Source organism: Sedimentibacter sp. MB31-C6 (assembly GCF_035934735.1).
Classification (GTDB): domain Bacteria; phylum Bacillota; class Clostridia; order Tissierellales; family Sedimentibacteraceae; genus Sedimentibacter.
In genome coordinates this window covers 2,574,805-2,589,802 of the sequence record NZ_CP142396.1, presented here as the reverse complement: position 1 = coordinate 2,589,802, position 14,998 = coordinate 2,574,805, and the positions used below count along the sequence as shown (strand labels likewise).

Genomic DNA, 14,998 nt, shown 5'->3' with positions numbered 1-14,998 from the left:
TTTTCTAACTATTTACTTAACCCAAAATCGTGTTATTTTTTACAAATTTTAACCATTGATGGTCTTATTACTTTATCATTAACAGTAAATCCTTTTTGTAAAACTTCAATTACTGTATCGTCTTCTACATCATCACATTCTTCGAAAGCAACTCCATAATGAATATTAGGGTCAAAAGGTTTATGTAAAGCCTCTATTTCTTTTAAACCTTTTTTTTCAAGTATTCCTATAAGTTGATTATATATCATCTCAACTCCCTCTTTAAAGGAATTACCTTCTGTTTTTTCTGCTTCTAAAGCTCTTTCTAAATTATCTAAAACTGGTAACAATGCACAAATTGTATCAGCAATAGCATTACCATAAGTACTAGTCTTTTCTTTTTCAGTTCTAGTTTTATAATTTAAAAAATCAGCTTGAAGTCTTAATATTTTATTCTGCAGTTTTTCTTCCTCTTCTGTGTTATTTTGATTTTCTTCTTGATTATCATTCTCTGTTTCTTCAGAAACTGATTCTTTATCTAATTCATCAGACTTTACCTTTTCACTATTATCAGTTTCTTCTTCAGTTTCCGTATTAATATCCTCTTTTAATTGCTCTTCATTATTCTTTTTTGCTTTTCTAGCCATTTCTTCACTCCTTATTATCATCTGTTAAGTTTTGATCTATAATTCCATTTATTACTTCAGAAATTGATTTAACTGTAGAAATTACTCTTTGATAATCCATTCTTGTAGGTCCAACAACTCCTATTTTTCCAATAATCCTACCATTGAACTTATATGTCGCAGTTATTAAACTACAATCCCTTAACTCTTCATATAAATTTTCCTGACCTATACATATTGCCAAATCATTTTCTCCAACACTTTGAAACAACTTAGCTACACTGTGTTTATTCTCAGCAAATGTAATAAACTCTCTTGCTTTGTCTAAATCATTGTATTCTGGTAAATTCAAAATATTTGATATACCATCTGAATAAACACTTATATCTTCAAGTTTTTCTACCTGATTAATTAAAAATGGTAAAACATCTAACAATGACTCCCCAAAATTATCTCTCAAACTGTAAAGATATTTTATTAGGCTTTCCTTTAAATCTGAATTAACATCTTCTAATTTATATCCAAATAATTGTTCTGAAAGGGTATTCGATATCTTATCAATTTGATCAATAGGAATCGGACTTTTCAATTTTAGCATAACCTGTTTTATTATGTTGCTTTCTAATATAAGTAACAATAATACTTTTGTTTCAGTTACAGGAACAAGTTGTATTCTTTTTATTGTTGATTTCCTTAACTGTGGTGAAACAAGAAATGAAGTGTATTTTGTAAATTGAGAAAGTATTCTCACTGAATTTTTAAATACTGAATCCAGTTCATTGGCCTCTTCTTCTATTATTTTTCTAAGTTCATCTAAATTAGTATTATTCGAAGAAGCCTTAACCATCTTCCACAAATCATCTACATAGTACCTATATGCTTTGTCAGTTGGTATTCTACCTGATGAAGTATGAGGTTGCATCAAGAAACCCATTTCTTCTAAATCAGACATTTCATTTCTAATTGTAGCCGGGCTAACGCCAAGTTCATATTTTTTTGATATTGTCCTTGATCCTACTGCTTCCGCATTATCTATATAACTTGAAATAATAGCTTTAAGAATTTTTACTTTTCTTTTATCCAAAGACATATTAATCACCTCGTTGTTAGCACTCTCATCAATTGAGTGCTAATCCTATGAATATAAGATACTACTTTACTTAAATTTTGTCAATACTAAAATTAAAATTTATAAATATTTTTGATATGTATTGCTATTTATAAGAATCTCTACATGAATTGCGTGAATACATAATTGGAAATATCCATTCCCTTTTTTGTCAGTCTTATATTATCACCCTTATATTCAAGGAGATTATTTTTTATTAAGTATTCTATTTGACTTGAATAAGCAGTATTAAAATCTATCAAAAATTTTTTATTAAAATCACATATACTTAACCCTTTATTTAACCTTAACTGAAGCATAATATATTCAAATTTCATATCTTCATAATTAAGAATCTCATGAATATTTCTTTCGAAAGTTTTCTTTACTAAATTCAAGCAATAGTTGTTTAAATCTGCTGAATTGCTATAACGATTCATATTTAAAAATGAATGAGCTGAAGGTCCTAGTCCTATGTACTCTTCTTGATTCCAATATTTTAAATTATGTTTACATTCGTAATTCTTTTTAGCAAAGTTAGAAATTTCATATTGAAATAAATTATTATTTTCCATTACATTTCTGCCACAATAATACATTTCTCTTTCAACATCTTCTTCTGGCATAATAAGTTTATTCTTTTTTTCCATTACAAACAAAGGAGTTCCTTTTTCTAATTTCAAGGAATAAAATGATATATGATTTATATTATGTTTAATAATTTCACTTAAAGTATTTTCAATATTTTTTACTGTTTGTCCAGGTATATTAAACATTACATCTACATTTATATTACTAAAACCATTTATTATTGCTCTATCAATAGAATCAAGCGCTTCCTTACTGTTATGAATCCTTCCTATTTTATATAATAAATCATCATTCAAAGATTGAACACCAATACTAAGTCTGTTAATCCCTATATTACGATAAAATGATAAATTATTTGATAATAAAGTATTAGGATTAGCTTCTATACTAATTTCAGAATTTTTCTCAACTTTAAACACTCTTTTTATTTCGTCCAATATTTTACTTAAACTTAAAGGACTAATAATTGTTGGAGTACCCCCCCCAAAATAAATTGTATCAACAACATAATTTGTTTCTAGTGATTCGTTATATATTCTTATTTCATTAATAACAGCCTCTATATACCTTTTTTCTGCTTCTTTATTCCAACTTATTGAATAAAAATCGCAATAATTACATTTACTTTTACAAAATGGTATATGTATATAAATACCTAATTTTTTCATAATACCTCTATTTTATTATTTTTAATTAATCTGAGTTAAAACATACATATATGATACATCAAATAAATAAGGAGCTGATAATCAGCTCCAATTATATCATCATTTATTCTTTTATACAAATAAAATGACTAAAATTAGTTAATTGCCTTTGTAGTTGAATTATATACTTCTCTATCTAATTCACCTTCAGTTGCTGCTACGATTAAAGCACATGATGCATCTCCTGTAACATTAACACTAGTTCTTGCCATATCAAGTATTCTGTCAACTCCAGCTATTAGAGCTATACCTTCCATTGGTAAACCTACAGATTGCAAAACCATACCTAACATAATCATGCCGGCTCCTGGAACACCAGCCGTACCTATTGAAGCCAACGTTGCTGTTAAAATAACAGTAAGTTGAGCTCCTAAAGATAAATCCAAGCCATATACTTGAGCGATAAATATTGCGCAGATACCTTGATATATAGCTGTTCCATCCATGTTTATAGTAGCTCCTAGTGGTAAAACAAAACTACTTATTGATTTTGGTACACCTAAATTTTCTTCTGAACGTTTCATTGTTATTGGAAGTGTACCAGCACTACTTGCTGTAGTAAATGAAAAAATCGTTGCTGGTGCTATCCCTTTAAAAAATTTAAGTGGACTCTCTTTAGCAAAAATTTTAATTGTTGATGAATAAGTTACCGTAGCATGTAGTATACAACCTGCATATACAACTAATATTAATTTTAATAATGGAAGTAATACAGAAGGTCCGTTTTCAGCAACAACAGGAGTAATAAGAGCAAAAACACCTATCGGAGCAAACTTCATTATTGCACCAATTATCTTATACATAACTTCAGCAAAAGAATCAAAGAAGTTAAAAAGAATTTTTCCCTTTTCTCCAATGCTTACTATACCTATTCCTATAATAATTGCAAATGCTATAATCTGCAACATGTTGCCATCAACTAATGCCTTTAGAGGATTAGATGGTATAATATTCAAAAGAGTTTCTATTACATTTGGTGCTTCATTTATTTCTACTGAAGCATCTACTGGAATACTAAATCCACCACCTACATTTGTTATGTTAGCTAATATAAGTCCTATTGTTACTGCAAAAGCAGTTGTCAACATGTAGTATGCTACCGTTTTCCCGCCAATTCTACCTAACTTTCTAACGTCATCTAAACTACAAGTTCCTACTACTAATGATGAAAATACTAAAGGTACGATTACTAATTTAATAAGATTTAAAAATAAAGTTCCGAAAGGTTTAATAAAACTATTAGCTATATTTGGTGAAGATTGCAACATAAGACCTACCAAAATACCTAATGCTAAACCTATAAAAATTTTAGTTGTTAATTGTAGCTTTTTCATATTTCCTCCTTTTTATTTATTTTATTCTTTATATTATAACTTATTTATCTCGATTTGTCTCTATTAAGTTATCTGCTAAATGTATATTAATTCTATGAAATGTAAACTTTTCGTCACTTCAAGACATATTATGAGTTAAAAATAAGAACTATTACTTAATTTTTATTAATTAATTTGAAAATTATATCATTTCGTTACATTCATATAAAACAACAGCAGAAGTAACTACTCCAGCAGTTTCAGTTCTTAATATTCTCTTACCAAGAGTTACTACTTGACCCCCTATCTCTTCTAACATTTCAATCTCTTTGATATCAAAACCACCCTCTGGTCCTATTACTATATAGTAATTATTTTTTTGCTCTTTTAATACATTGCTAAGTGTCTTCCCATTTTCAAGTTCATATGGTACGATAATTTGAGAATTTTCATTTTTTATACTTTTAACAAAATCTTTTAATGTAACAATATTTTCAACCTGAGGTACAATATTTCTTTTACTTTGTTTTGCAGATTCTTTTGCAATTTTTCTCCAACGTTCTAGTTTTTTTAATTCTCTGTCTTTATCATTTATTTTAACAACTGTTCTCTCAGTTATTAAAGGTATAAATCTCTTTACACCTAACTCAACATTTTGTTGAATAATAGTTTCCATTTTAGTTTGTTTCGGAATTCCTTGACATAAAGTTATATTTACATTTGTTTCATTATTAGTTTCTACTTTTTCCTTTAAAAAACAAATTACCTCATCGTTACTAATATTTATAATTTCAGCTCTATATTCATGACTTTCAGTAATAACAGATATTATATCTCCTAATTGAGCACGTAATATAGTCTTTAAATGTCTAGCATCTCCACTTATTACTTTAACTTTATTATCTTCTATATTGCTTTCTGCACAAAAATATCTAAACATTAAAATCCCCTTCTAACAATTAATTACAAACCTATCTATTATTTATTTCTTTATAGCCGTTACAGAAACCCATTCTTCACTTTCGTTTATTTCTAAAACTTCAAATCCAAGTCCTTCAAAATTATCTATAATATCCTGTAAATATTCCTTGATTATTCCAGAAGCTATTACTAATCCACCCTTTTTTAAAAACTTAGGAAACGTCCAACTCATTCCCATTATTATTTGAGCTATAATATTTACTGCTATCATGTCAAACTTATTTTCACCTATTGCATCCTGTAAGTCTTCATCAACAGTAATGTCACCACATAAAACTCTAAATTTTTCTTCATAAATATTATTTAATGCTGCATTTTCTTTTGCTATTCGAATTGCATTTTCATCAATGTCAACTCCAACACAACTATTAGCTCCTAGCAATATGCTTGCAATAGACAATATACCACTTCCACAGCCCATATCTAAAACATCCATACTTTCTTTAAGATGTTTTACAATTTGTTCAATACATAGGCGAGTTGTATGATGTTGTCCTGTACCAAAACTCATTCCTGGATCAATTTCTAAAACTATTTTCCCCTCAATTGATTCCTTATAATCTTCCCACGTTGGCTTTATAATTATTTTATTTGAAACAATAAAAGGCTTAAAATACTGCTTCCAGTTATTAGCCCAATCTTCATCATTTAAAACTCGTAATTCAATATCAAGCCTTCCTAAATTTAAATCTATCTTATCATTTTTTATATTTTCTATAATATTATTAATTTTCTTAAGCTGCTGTTGTCCTTGACTATTTTCTGCCACATATACTTTAATGCAACTTTCTATATCCTGCAACTTAGCCAAATCTTCATCATAATAATCCCAGTTTAATGTATCGTTATGTAAAAAATCTTGAAAAACGCTAGGATCTTCAATTATCGCATCATTTATCCCTAAATTTATAAGTGCACCATTAATCATTTCTATTCCATTTGTCGTAGTATATATTGAAACTTCTATCCAATTCATAATTCCTCCACTATTTTAATTACAACTATATTATAAACTTAACCCTCAATATTATCAAGACTAAAAGCTTTTAAGTTTCCCCATTTTTTCAAGACCATGATTAAAATAAAAGAATGAAAATAATATTAGTTATCCACAATTTAAGAAAAAAAATAAAATGTTAAACACAGATTTGTTGATTTTACAATAAAAAATGCAAAAATGCTCACCTATATGTTATAATTAATGTGCAACCAAAAACTAAACAAAGGAGCATTCTTGCATGATTAATTATAACAGATTAGCTTATGAATTAAAACGGGATATTTCAAATTTTTCAAATAAAATTTCTACTGGTTTAAAACGTCCTAAAATAAAGTTCTTAACACAGATGATTTACGGTTTACTCGAAGGAAATAAAACTCATTTAAGTGAAATTGCACGTTCTTTAAAAGAATCTATAACTCTTAAAAAAACTATTGAACGTTTGTCAAGAAATCTTCATGATTTTGATGATGGTGATCAGGTTATGGAAAATTATGTTGATATAGTTAAACAAAATATTAAAGATGATTATTCTGTAATTGTCGTTGATAATTCAGACATAGCAAAACCATGCAGTAAAAAGTTAGAAGCTTTAGCTGACGTACGTGACGGTAGTACCGGTAAAATAGTAAAGGGGTACCAAACAATCGAAGCTGCTGTATTAACTTCTAATAGAAAAATGCCTCTTCCCGTTTATGAAAAAGTATTTTCAGCAGAAGAAAAGGGATTTATCAGTGAAACTCATGAAAATATTAAATGTTTAAAGTCACTTAGCGAAAATTTTGGAAACAAATGCATAAGGACATTAGATAGAGGCTTTGATGCAAATGAATATTTTAGATATTTTATTAAGAATAAAGAACGTTTTGTAATACGTATAAAAATGAATCGTAATGTTATCTATAATGATAAAACTCAAAATGTTCTTGATGTAGTTAGTAAGTATAAAGGTAATTATTGTTTAAAATTCAAGGGAAAAAATAAAAAAAATATTGACTGTAAAATTAGTTATATCCCTGTTAGTTTATGCGAATTTCCAAAACAAGAATTAACCTTAATAGTAGTTTACGGTTTTGGACAGATTCCTATGATGTTACTTACAAATTTAAAATCATCTGAAAAGAAAAAGATATCGCTTATAGTAACTAAAGTGTATTTAACGAGATGGCGTATTGAAGAATATTTTAAGTTCAAAAAACAGCAGTTTGATTTTGAAGATATTAGAGTTTGGTCTTTAAAATCTATACGTAATTTTAATCTATTTGCAACTATTACTGTTGGGTACATTGGTATAATGACATCTGAAAAAGCTGATAGTATATTTTTTAAAGAACTTAAGGAATGTTCAAAGAGAATTTATGACATTCCTAAGTTTATTTACTATGCCATTGGCTATGCTATAGAAAGTATTTTAGTTAAAACTAAAGTTGGAATTCAAAGCTTTATACCTAAAAACATTAAATCACAACAATTTGATATCTTCAACTACTTTAAATTAGTGGCTTCATAAGTTTTTAAAAATTGAAAATGGGGAAACTTAAATAAAAGCTAATCTACTAAACACTTGTGTACAATACTATTGTATCACTAGTATTATACAATATCTTTAACAAATAAAAATAAGTACTTAACTTTTAAAGTAAGTACTAATCTCTTTTTCATTTGCTATTGGTGCACCGTGAGGGATTCGAACCCACGACCTTTCGGTTCGTAGCCGAACACTCTATCCAACTGAGCTAACGGTGCAAGTTTTTTGGAGGCGCCATCCAGATTTGAACTGGAGATCAGGGTGTTGCAGACCCATGCCTTACCACTTGGCTATAGCGCCTCGATTTTAGATTAATGGGGTGAATAGTGGGATTCGAACCCACGACCTCCAGAGCCACAATCTGGCGCCCTAACCGACTAGGCCATATCCACCATAATAATAATTATCATTGGAGCGGGTGAAGGGGATCGAACCCTCGCAACCAGCTTGGAAGGCTGGGGCTCTACCACTGAGCTACACCCGCATATGGAGCGGAAAACGAGATTCGAACTCGCGACCCTCGCCTTGGCAAGGCGATGCTCTACCACTGAGCCATTTCCGCATATACAACTACGTATTAATTTTAGCAATAATTGTAATTGACCTACCATCAATTTCTTCTTCCTTTCGGTAGAAGAAATTGGGCTAGGCCATATCTGGTGGAAGAGATTGGATTCGAACCAATGAAGGCAGTGCCAACGGATTTACAGTCCGTCCCCTTTAGCCTCTCGGGAACTCTTCCATATGGAGCTGGTGGGAGGACTTGAACCCCTAACCTACTGATTACAAGTCAGTTGCTCTACCAATTGAGCTACACCAGCATGTGGCGACCTGGAAGGGGCTCGAACCCTCGACCTCCAGCGTGACAGGCTGGCATTCTAACCAACTGAACTACCAGGCCACAATTATTTTAGATTGGGGACATTCCTCAGGCTACAAAGACTATCTTTATATTAGAGGTGTGTACCCTTTCTTCTATATGGTGGGAACAATAGGGCTCGAACCTATGACCCCCTGCTTGTAAGGCAGATGCTCTCCCAACTGAGCTATGCTCCCATATATAATGGTGACCCTACCGGGATTCGAACCCGGGTTACCGCCGTGAAAGGGCGATGTCTTAACCGCTTGACCATAGGGCCTTAAAATTATGTTATGGTAGCGGGAGCTGGATTCGAACCAACGACCTCCGGGTTATGAGCCCGACGAGCTACCAACTGCTCTATCCCGCGACGATAATTAATGCCAAACACTTATGCAAATGGCCCTATTATCAAAATAATTTAAAATTATTTAATAAACACATATTTGGCTCCGAGGGTGGGGCTCGAACCCACGACCTACCGGTTAACAGCCGGTTGCTCCACCATTGAGCTACCTCGGAACAACCTCGAACCCGGCGACGTCCTACTTTCCCAGGCAGTTACCCACCAAGTATCATCAGCGCTGAAGAGCTTAACTTCCGTGTTCGAGATGGGAACGGGTGTGTCCTCTTCGCTATTGTCACCAGATTCATTTATAGGTTTTGAACCGACTTTTTAATAAGCCATGCCCTAACAACAAGCGCAGTCTCATTCAGCAATTTCTCTGCTCCTTACGTCGCATAAATTGGGAATTCGTTGCGGTTGACCTACCAACCATTTTTACAGAAAAACCATCTGAAAAATGGGGTTAGGGCATACAAAATTACATAGGAAAACATGATTCGACATTATTTATATTAAGGTCAAGACCTCGACCTATTAGTATTACTCAGCTTAATACATTGCTGCACTTTCACCTGTAACCTATCTACCTGTTAGTCTATCAGGGGTCTTACTTACTTGCGTAATGAGAAATCTTATCTTAGGGTCTGTTTCGCGCTTAGATGCCTTCAGCGCTTATCTTTTCCAGACTTAGCTACTCAGCCATGCTCCTGGCGGAACAACTGATACACCAGCGGTCTGTCCATTCCGGTCCTCTCGTACTAGGAACAGCTCCCTTCAAATTTCTTACGCCCACGACGGATAGGGACCGAACTGTCTCACGACGTTCTGAACCCAGCTCGCGTGCCTCTTTAATGGGCGAACAGCCCAACCCTTGGGACCTGCTTCAGCCCCAGGATGAGACGAGCCGACATCGAGGTGCCAAACCTCCCCGTCGATGTGGACTCTTGGGGGAGATAAGCCTGTTATCCCCAGGGTAGCTTTTATCCGTTAAGCGATGGCCTTTCCACTCGGTGCCACCGGATCACTAAGTCCAACTTTCGTTCCTGCTCGATATGTCTATCTCGCAGTCAAGCTCCCTTCTGCCTTTACACTCTTCGCACGATTTCCGACCGTGCTGAGGGAACCTTTGAGCGCCTCCGTTACTCTTTCGGAGGCGACCGCCCCAGTCAAACTGCCCAACTGACAGTGTCCATATACCGGCTCACGGTATCATGTTAGAAATTCAGTAACAATAGAGTGGTATCCCAACGTTGACTCCACGAACACTGGCGTGCTCGTTTCCTAGTCTCCCACCTATCCTGTACAATTGCTACCGAATTCCAATGTCAGCCTGCAGTAAAGCTCCATGGGGTCTTTCCGTCCTGTCGCGGGTAACTCGCATCTTCACGAGTACTACAATTTCACCGGATCTATTGTTGAGACAGTGCCCAAATCGTTACACCTTTCGTGCGGGTCGGAACTTACCCGACAAGGAATTTCGCTACCTTAGGACCGTTATAGTTACGGCCGCCGTTTACTGGGGCTTAAGTTCAAAGCTTCTCCGAAGATAACTTCTCCCCTTAACCTTCCAGCACCGGGCAGGTGTCAGCCCCTATACTTCATCTTTCGATTTAGCAGAGACCTGTGTTTTTGGTAAACAGTCGCTTGGGCCTGGTTTCTGTGGCCCTTCTGTGCTCTGTTTGTTCAAACTTCACACTGAAGGGCACCCCTTCTCCCGAAGTTACGGGGTCATTTTGCCTAGTTCCTTAACAATAGTTCTTCCGCTCATCTTTGGATTCTCTCCTTGCCTACCTGTGTCGGTTTACGGTACGGGCACCCTTATACTCGATAGAGGCTTTTCTTGACAGTGTGGACTCAGCTACTTCACTACTTATTTTCGCTCCCATTCGTATCTCAGAATTGATACTGCGGATTTGCCTACAATATCTTCCTACTTACTTAGACGCACTTTTCCATCTGTGCGCTAGCTTATCCTTCTGTGTCACCCCATTTCTCAAACGCATTTGGGTGGTACTGGAATTTCAACCAGTTGTCCATCGCCTACGCCTTTTGGCCTCGGCTTAGGTCCCGACTTACCCTGAGTGGACGAGCCTTCCTCAGGAATCCTTAGGCTTTCGATGGGTGAGATTCTCACTCACCTTTCGCTACTCATGCCAACATTCTCTCTTCTATACAGTCCATATCCTCTTTCGATGGAACTTCAACCCGTATAGAATGCTCCTCTACCGATGTCACTAATTTCTTTATACACTCAATCTTGTTTTTTTAGCCCCTGTGGTTATTCGAAATCTTTTGATTTCATTTTATTCCCGATTTACTATCGGTTTATTCCCGATTTATCATCGGTTTTATCCCCGGTGGATATTTATTCGAAATCTCTATTTTGTTTTTTATATTAATGTTAGATTTCGAAATTAAATGTCCTCAGTTACTTTTTTATTGAACATATAAAGAAATTAGCGACATCCCACAACTTCGGTAATAGATTTTAGCCCCGGACATTTTCGGCGCAACACCACTTGACCAGTGAGCTATTACGCACTCTTTTAATGAATGGCTGCTTCTAAGCCAACATCCTGGTTGTCTGTGTAGTATTACATCCTTTTCCACTTAATCTATATTTTGGGACCTTAGTTGGTGATCTGGGCTCTTTCCCTTTCGACTACGAAACTTATCTCACGTAGTCTGACTCCCAAGCTTGTATCTATGGTATTCGGAGTTTGATAGGTTTTGGTAACGTATAACGCCCCTAGACCATTCAGTGCTCTACCCCCACGATACTATTTCTTGAGGCTAGCCCTAAAGCTATTTCGAGGAGAACCAGCTATCTCCGGGTTCGATTGGAATTTCACCGCTATCCACACGTCATCCCGTAGCTTTTAAACGCTAATGGGTTCGGTCCTCCACCAGATTTTACTCTAGCTTCAACCTGCACATGGATAGGTCACCCGGTTTCGGGTCTACAACATACAACTCTCGCCCTTTTCAGACTCGGTTTCCCTTCGGCTCCTAACCTCTCAGTTATTAACCTTGCTGCACATTGTAACTCGTTGGCCCGTTCTACAAAAAGTACGCGGTCACACTTTTGTGCTTCCACTGCTTATAGGCATAAGGTTTCAGGTTCTTTTTCACTCCCCTCCCGGGGTTCTTTTCACCTTTCCCTCACGGTACTATTCTCTATCGGTCACTAGGTAGTATTTAGCCTTGGGAGGTGGTCCTCCCTGCTTCCCACAGGATTTCTCGTGTCCCGTGGTACTCTGGATCATATCCTTGCTTCTAACAGTTTCGCTTACAAGCCTATCACTTTCTTTGGGTTAGCTTTCCAGCTATTTTCAGCTACCGTTATCCGTCTCTTTGATATGTCCGCAACCCCATACATTACTGTATGGTTTGGGCTCTTCCGCGTTCGCTCGCCGCTACTTACGGAATCATTATTTATTTTCTCTTCCTAAGGGTACTTAGATGTTTCAGTTCCCCTCGTTCCCCTCATACAGCTATGTATTTACTGTATAATACATAAGGTTTACCTTATGTGAGTTTCCTCATTCGGATATCTGCGTATCGTTGACTGCTTACGTCTCCTCGCAGCATTTCGTAGTTTGCCACGTCCTTCTTCGGCTCCTAGTGCCAAGGCATCCGCCTTACGCCCTTTATATCTTGACCAGATTAGTCATATATTATTTCTTCATAATATATTATATATTATACGGTACGCATACAATGCGTCCCCTACATTTGTTTGTTTCTCTCGGTTTATTGTTAATTTTATTTTTCAGAATACTTGCGACGGTATTCTTACTTTTTATCAATTAATGTCGTTCTCTTTATTTTCCTATGCAATTTTCAAGGTTCATCCCTTTATGTCAACCTTTGTAGGTCTCGGTATGCATGCAATGCATACCCTACATTAGGTTTACACCGTTCAAACTATTGTTTGAACGGCAATAAAACAGCATAAGTCCTTTAGTTCTCCTTAGAAAGGAGGTGATCCAGCCGCACCTTCCGATACGGCTACCTTGTTACGACTTCACCCCAGTCATTGATCCTACCTTCGGCGCCTGCCTCTTTACAGTTAGCTCAGCGACTTCGGGTATTACCAACTTCCATGGTGTGACGGGCGGTGTGTACAAGACCCGGGAACGCATTCACCGCGACGTTCTGATTCGCGATTACTAGCAACTCCAACTTCATGTAGGCGAGTTGCAGCCTACAATCCGAACTGGGATCGGTTTATGAGGATTTGCTCCAGATCACTCCTTCGCTTCCCTTTGTTCCGACCATTGTAGCACGTGTGTAGCCCAAGACATAAGGGGCATGATGATTTGACGTCATCCCCACCTTCCTCCGATTTATCATCGGCAGTCTCCTTAGAGTGCCCACCTTAAATGATGGCAACTAAGGATAAGGGTTGCGCTCGTTGCGGGACTTAACCCAACATCTCACGACACGAGCTGACGACAACCATGCACCACCTGTCACCCTTGCTCCCGAAGGAGAGGGCACATCTCTGTGCCGGTCAAGGGGATGTCAAGCCTTGGTAAGGTTCTTCGCGTTGCTTCGAATTAAACCACATGCTCCGCTGCTTGTGCGGGTCCCCGTCAATTCCTTTGAGTTTTAGTCTTGCGACCGTACTCCCCAGGCGGAGTGCTTATTGTGTTTACTTCGGCACTGAATATCGCTACCCAACACCTAGCACTCATCGTTTACAGCGTGGACTACCAGGGTATCTAATCCTGTTTGCTACCCACGCTTTCGTGACTCAGCGTCAGTTACAGTCCAGTAAGTCGCCTTCGCCACTGGTGTTCCTCCTAATATCTACGCATTTCACCGCTACACTAGGAATTCCACTTACCTCTCCTGCACTCAAGTCATACAGTTTCAAGTGCTTACTATAGTTAAGCCATAGCCTTTTACACCTGACATATATAACCGCCTACTCACCCTTTACGCCCAGTAAATCCGGACAACGCTCGCCCCCTACGTATTACCGCGGCTGCTGGCACGTAGTTAGCCGGGGCTTCCTCCTTGGCTACCGTCATTTTTTTCTTCACCAAGGACAGAGTTTTACGATCCGAAAACCTTCTTCACTCACGCGGCGTCGCTGCATCAGGGTTTCCCCCATTGTGCAATATTCCCCACTGCTGCCTCCCGTAGGAGTCTGGACCGTGTCTCAGTTCCAGTGTGGCCGTTCACCCTCTCAGGCCGGCTACTGATCGTCGCCTTGGTAAGCCATTACCTTACCAACTAGCTAATCAGACGCGAACTCATCCTATACCACTAACGTTTTGACTTCTGTATCATGCGATTCTAAAGTGTTATATGGTTTTAATCCCGGTTTCCCGAGGCTATTCCTTTGTACAGGGTAGATTGTTCACGCGTTACTCACCCGTCCGCCACTAAGCATATAAATATGCTTCGTTCGACTTGCATGTGTTAAGCACGCCGCCAGCGTTCGTCCTGAGCCAGGATCAAACTCTCGTTTAATATCTCCTGTCGCAGTTTCATTCACAAATTTATTTGCTCCTTGCGTCGCATAAATTTGGAATTCATTGCGGTTAACCTACCATCGATTTTCTTACTCCCTTTCGGTCGTGAAAAATTGGGTTAGGTCATACTCAAGATAACGCATAGCATTATCTATCTTTCATTACTTTTTACTTTGTTCAAATTTACTTTAAACTCATAGGTTTCTTATGCTGTTTTATTGTCAATGTTCGTCGCTTTCTATTTCGAAAGCTTTACTAGTTTATCATGCTTACTATTGTTTGTCAAGCATTTTTTAAATTATTTTTTTGTTCCTCTTGTGAGAGTAACTTCTTAAGTCTATCATATTTTCTAGACATTTGTCAACTACTTTTTTTCTTTTTTTTACTTACTCTCTACACTTCTTTTAGTTCTTTTCCCAAAGTGCTTTTGTATTATAGCTCATGTATTCACAGTTGTCAATCCCTTTTTTCTCT

The 14,998-nt window shown here is 36.3% G+C and carries 7 protein-coding genes, 12 tRNA genes and 3 rRNA genes; 1 reads left to right on the top strand and 21 read right to left on the bottom strand.

Annotation, left to right across the window (positions count from 1 at the left end; all coding sequences use genetic code 11):
* Positions 1–32: 32 nt before the first annotated feature.
* From grpE to prmA, 6 genes are all read right to left on the bottom strand, one after another.
* Positions 33–626 (bottom strand): nucleotide exchange factor GrpE, encoded by a 594-nt coding sequence (gene grpE, locus U8307_RS12255; protein WP_326908265.1) that lies wholly within the window; start codon positions 624–626, stop codon positions 33–35.
* A gap of 4 nt (positions 627–630) precedes the next feature.
* Complete coding sequence (gene hrcA, locus U8307_RS12250; RefSeq protein WP_326908264.1) at positions 631–1,695, bottom strand: heat-inducible transcriptional repressor HrcA; 1,065 nt, start codon at positions 1,693–1,695, stop codon at positions 631–633.
* Positions 1,696–1,835: 140 nt separating this feature from the next.
* A complete protein-coding gene (gene hemW / locus U8307_RS12245; RefSeq protein WP_326908263.1) occupies positions 1,836–2,972 on the bottom strand; it encodes a radical SAM family heme chaperone HemW in 1,137 nt (378 codons plus the stop codon).
* A 134-nt stretch (positions 2,973–3,106) separates the two neighbouring features.
* Positions 3,107–4,345, bottom strand: a complete 1,239-nt coding sequence (locus U8307_RS12240) for a dicarboxylate/amino acid:cation symporter (protein WP_326908262.1) — start codon at positions 4,343–4,345, stop codon at positions 3,107–3,109.
* Between the two features lie 181 nt (positions 4,346–4,526).
* A complete protein-coding gene (locus U8307_RS12235; RefSeq protein ID WP_326908261.1) occupies positions 4,527–5,264 on the bottom strand; it encodes an RsmE family RNA methyltransferase in 738 nt (245 codons plus the stop codon).
* Positions 5,265–5,306: 42 nt separating this feature from the next.
* Positions 5,307–6,281: a 50S ribosomal protein L11 methyltransferase gene (gene prmA, locus U8307_RS12230; RefSeq protein WP_326908260.1), complete on the bottom strand. Its 975-nt coding sequence runs from the start codon at positions 6,279–6,281 to the stop codon at positions 5,307–5,309.
* A 262-nt stretch (positions 6,282–6,543) separates the two neighbouring features.
* Between prmA and U8307_RS12225 the strand changes: the two genes are divergently transcribed.
* Complete coding sequence (locus U8307_RS12225) at positions 6,544–7,815, top strand: transposase (protein ID WP_326907343.1); 1,272 nt, start codon at positions 6,544–6,546, stop codon at positions 7,813–7,815.
* Positions 7,816–7,974: 159 nt separating this feature from the next.
* Here U8307_RS12225 and U8307_RS12220 read toward each other — a convergent pair.
* From U8307_RS12220 to U8307_RS12150, 15 genes are all read right to left on the bottom strand, one after another.
* Positions 7,975–8,051, bottom strand: a tRNA-Arg gene (locus U8307_RS12220).
* Positions 8,052–8,059: 8 nt separating this feature from the next.
* Positions 8,060–8,133 (bottom strand) — tRNA-Cys (locus U8307_RS12215).
* Positions 8,134–8,148: 15 nt separating this feature from the next.
* Positions 8,149–8,225: transfer RNA gene (locus U8307_RS12210), tRNA-His, on the bottom strand.
* A gap of 18 nt (positions 8,226–8,243) precedes the next feature.
* Positions 8,244–8,317 (bottom strand) — tRNA-Gly (locus tag U8307_RS12205).
* A gap of 3 nt (positions 8,318–8,320) precedes the next feature.
* Positions 8,321–8,395, bottom strand: a tRNA-Gly gene (locus U8307_RS12200).
* Positions 8,396–8,490: 95 nt separating this feature from the next.
* Positions 8,491–8,575: transfer RNA gene (locus tag U8307_RS12195), tRNA-Tyr, on the bottom strand.
* A gap of 3 nt (positions 8,576–8,578) precedes the next feature.
* Positions 8,579–8,654 (bottom strand) — tRNA-Thr (locus U8307_RS12190).
* 3 nt (positions 8,655–8,657) lie between these two features.
* Positions 8,658–8,734, bottom strand: a tRNA-Asp gene (locus U8307_RS12185).
* Between the two features lie 79 nt (positions 8,735–8,813).
* Positions 8,814–8,889: transfer RNA gene (locus tag U8307_RS12180), tRNA-Val, on the bottom strand.
* Positions 8,890–8,897: 8 nt separating this feature from the next.
* Positions 8,898–8,972 (bottom strand) — tRNA-Glu (locus tag U8307_RS12175).
* Between the two features lie 14 nt (positions 8,973–8,986).
* Positions 8,987–9,062: transfer RNA gene (locus U8307_RS12170), tRNA-Met, on the bottom strand.
* A 77-nt stretch (positions 9,063–9,139) separates the two neighbouring features.
* Positions 9,140–9,214: transfer RNA gene (locus U8307_RS12165), tRNA-Asn, on the bottom strand.
* Between the two features lie 10 nt (positions 9,215–9,224).
* Positions 9,225–9,341: ribosomal RNA gene (gene rrf / locus U8307_RS12160) — 5S ribosomal RNA — on the bottom strand.
* 211 nt (positions 9,342–9,552) lie between these two features.
* A 23S ribosomal RNA gene (locus U8307_RS12155) occupies positions 9,553–12,701 on the bottom strand.
* A gap of 314 nt (positions 12,702–13,015) precedes the next feature.
* Positions 13,016–14,522: ribosomal RNA gene (locus U8307_RS12150) — 16S ribosomal RNA — on the bottom strand.
* Together the 16S, 23S and 5S rRNA genes with 12 tRNA genes alongside form the textbook arrangement of a ribosomal RNA operon.
* Positions 14,523–14,998 lie beyond the last annotated feature (476 nt).

Bases quoted from the DNA above. Each gene is read 5' to 3' on its own strand.
- grpE (WP_326908265.1), bottom strand. From the start codon at position 626: ATGGCTAGAAAAGCAAAAAAGAATAATGAAGAGCAATTAAAAGAGGAT.
- hrcA (WP_326908264.1), bottom strand. From the start codon at position 1,695: ATGTCTTTGGATAAAAGAAAAGTAAAAATTCTTAAAGCTATTATTTCA.
- hemW (WP_326908263.1), bottom strand. From the start codon at position 2,972: ATGAAAAAATTAGGTATTTATATACATATACCATTTTGTAAAAGTAAA.
- U8307_RS12240 (WP_326908262.1), bottom strand. From the start codon at position 4,345: ATGAAAAAGCTACAATTAACAACTAAAATTTTTATAGGTTTAGCATTA.
- U8307_RS12235 (WP_326908261.1), bottom strand. From the start codon at position 5,264: ATGTTTAGATATTTTTGTGCAGAAAGCAATATAGAAGATAATAAAGTT.
- prmA (WP_326908260.1), bottom strand. From the start codon at position 6,281: ATGAATTGGATAGAAGTTTCAATATATACTACGACAAATGGAATAGAA.
- U8307_RS12225 (WP_326907343.1), top strand. From the start codon at position 6,544: ATGATTAATTATAACAGATTAGCTTATGAATTAAAACGGGATATTTCA.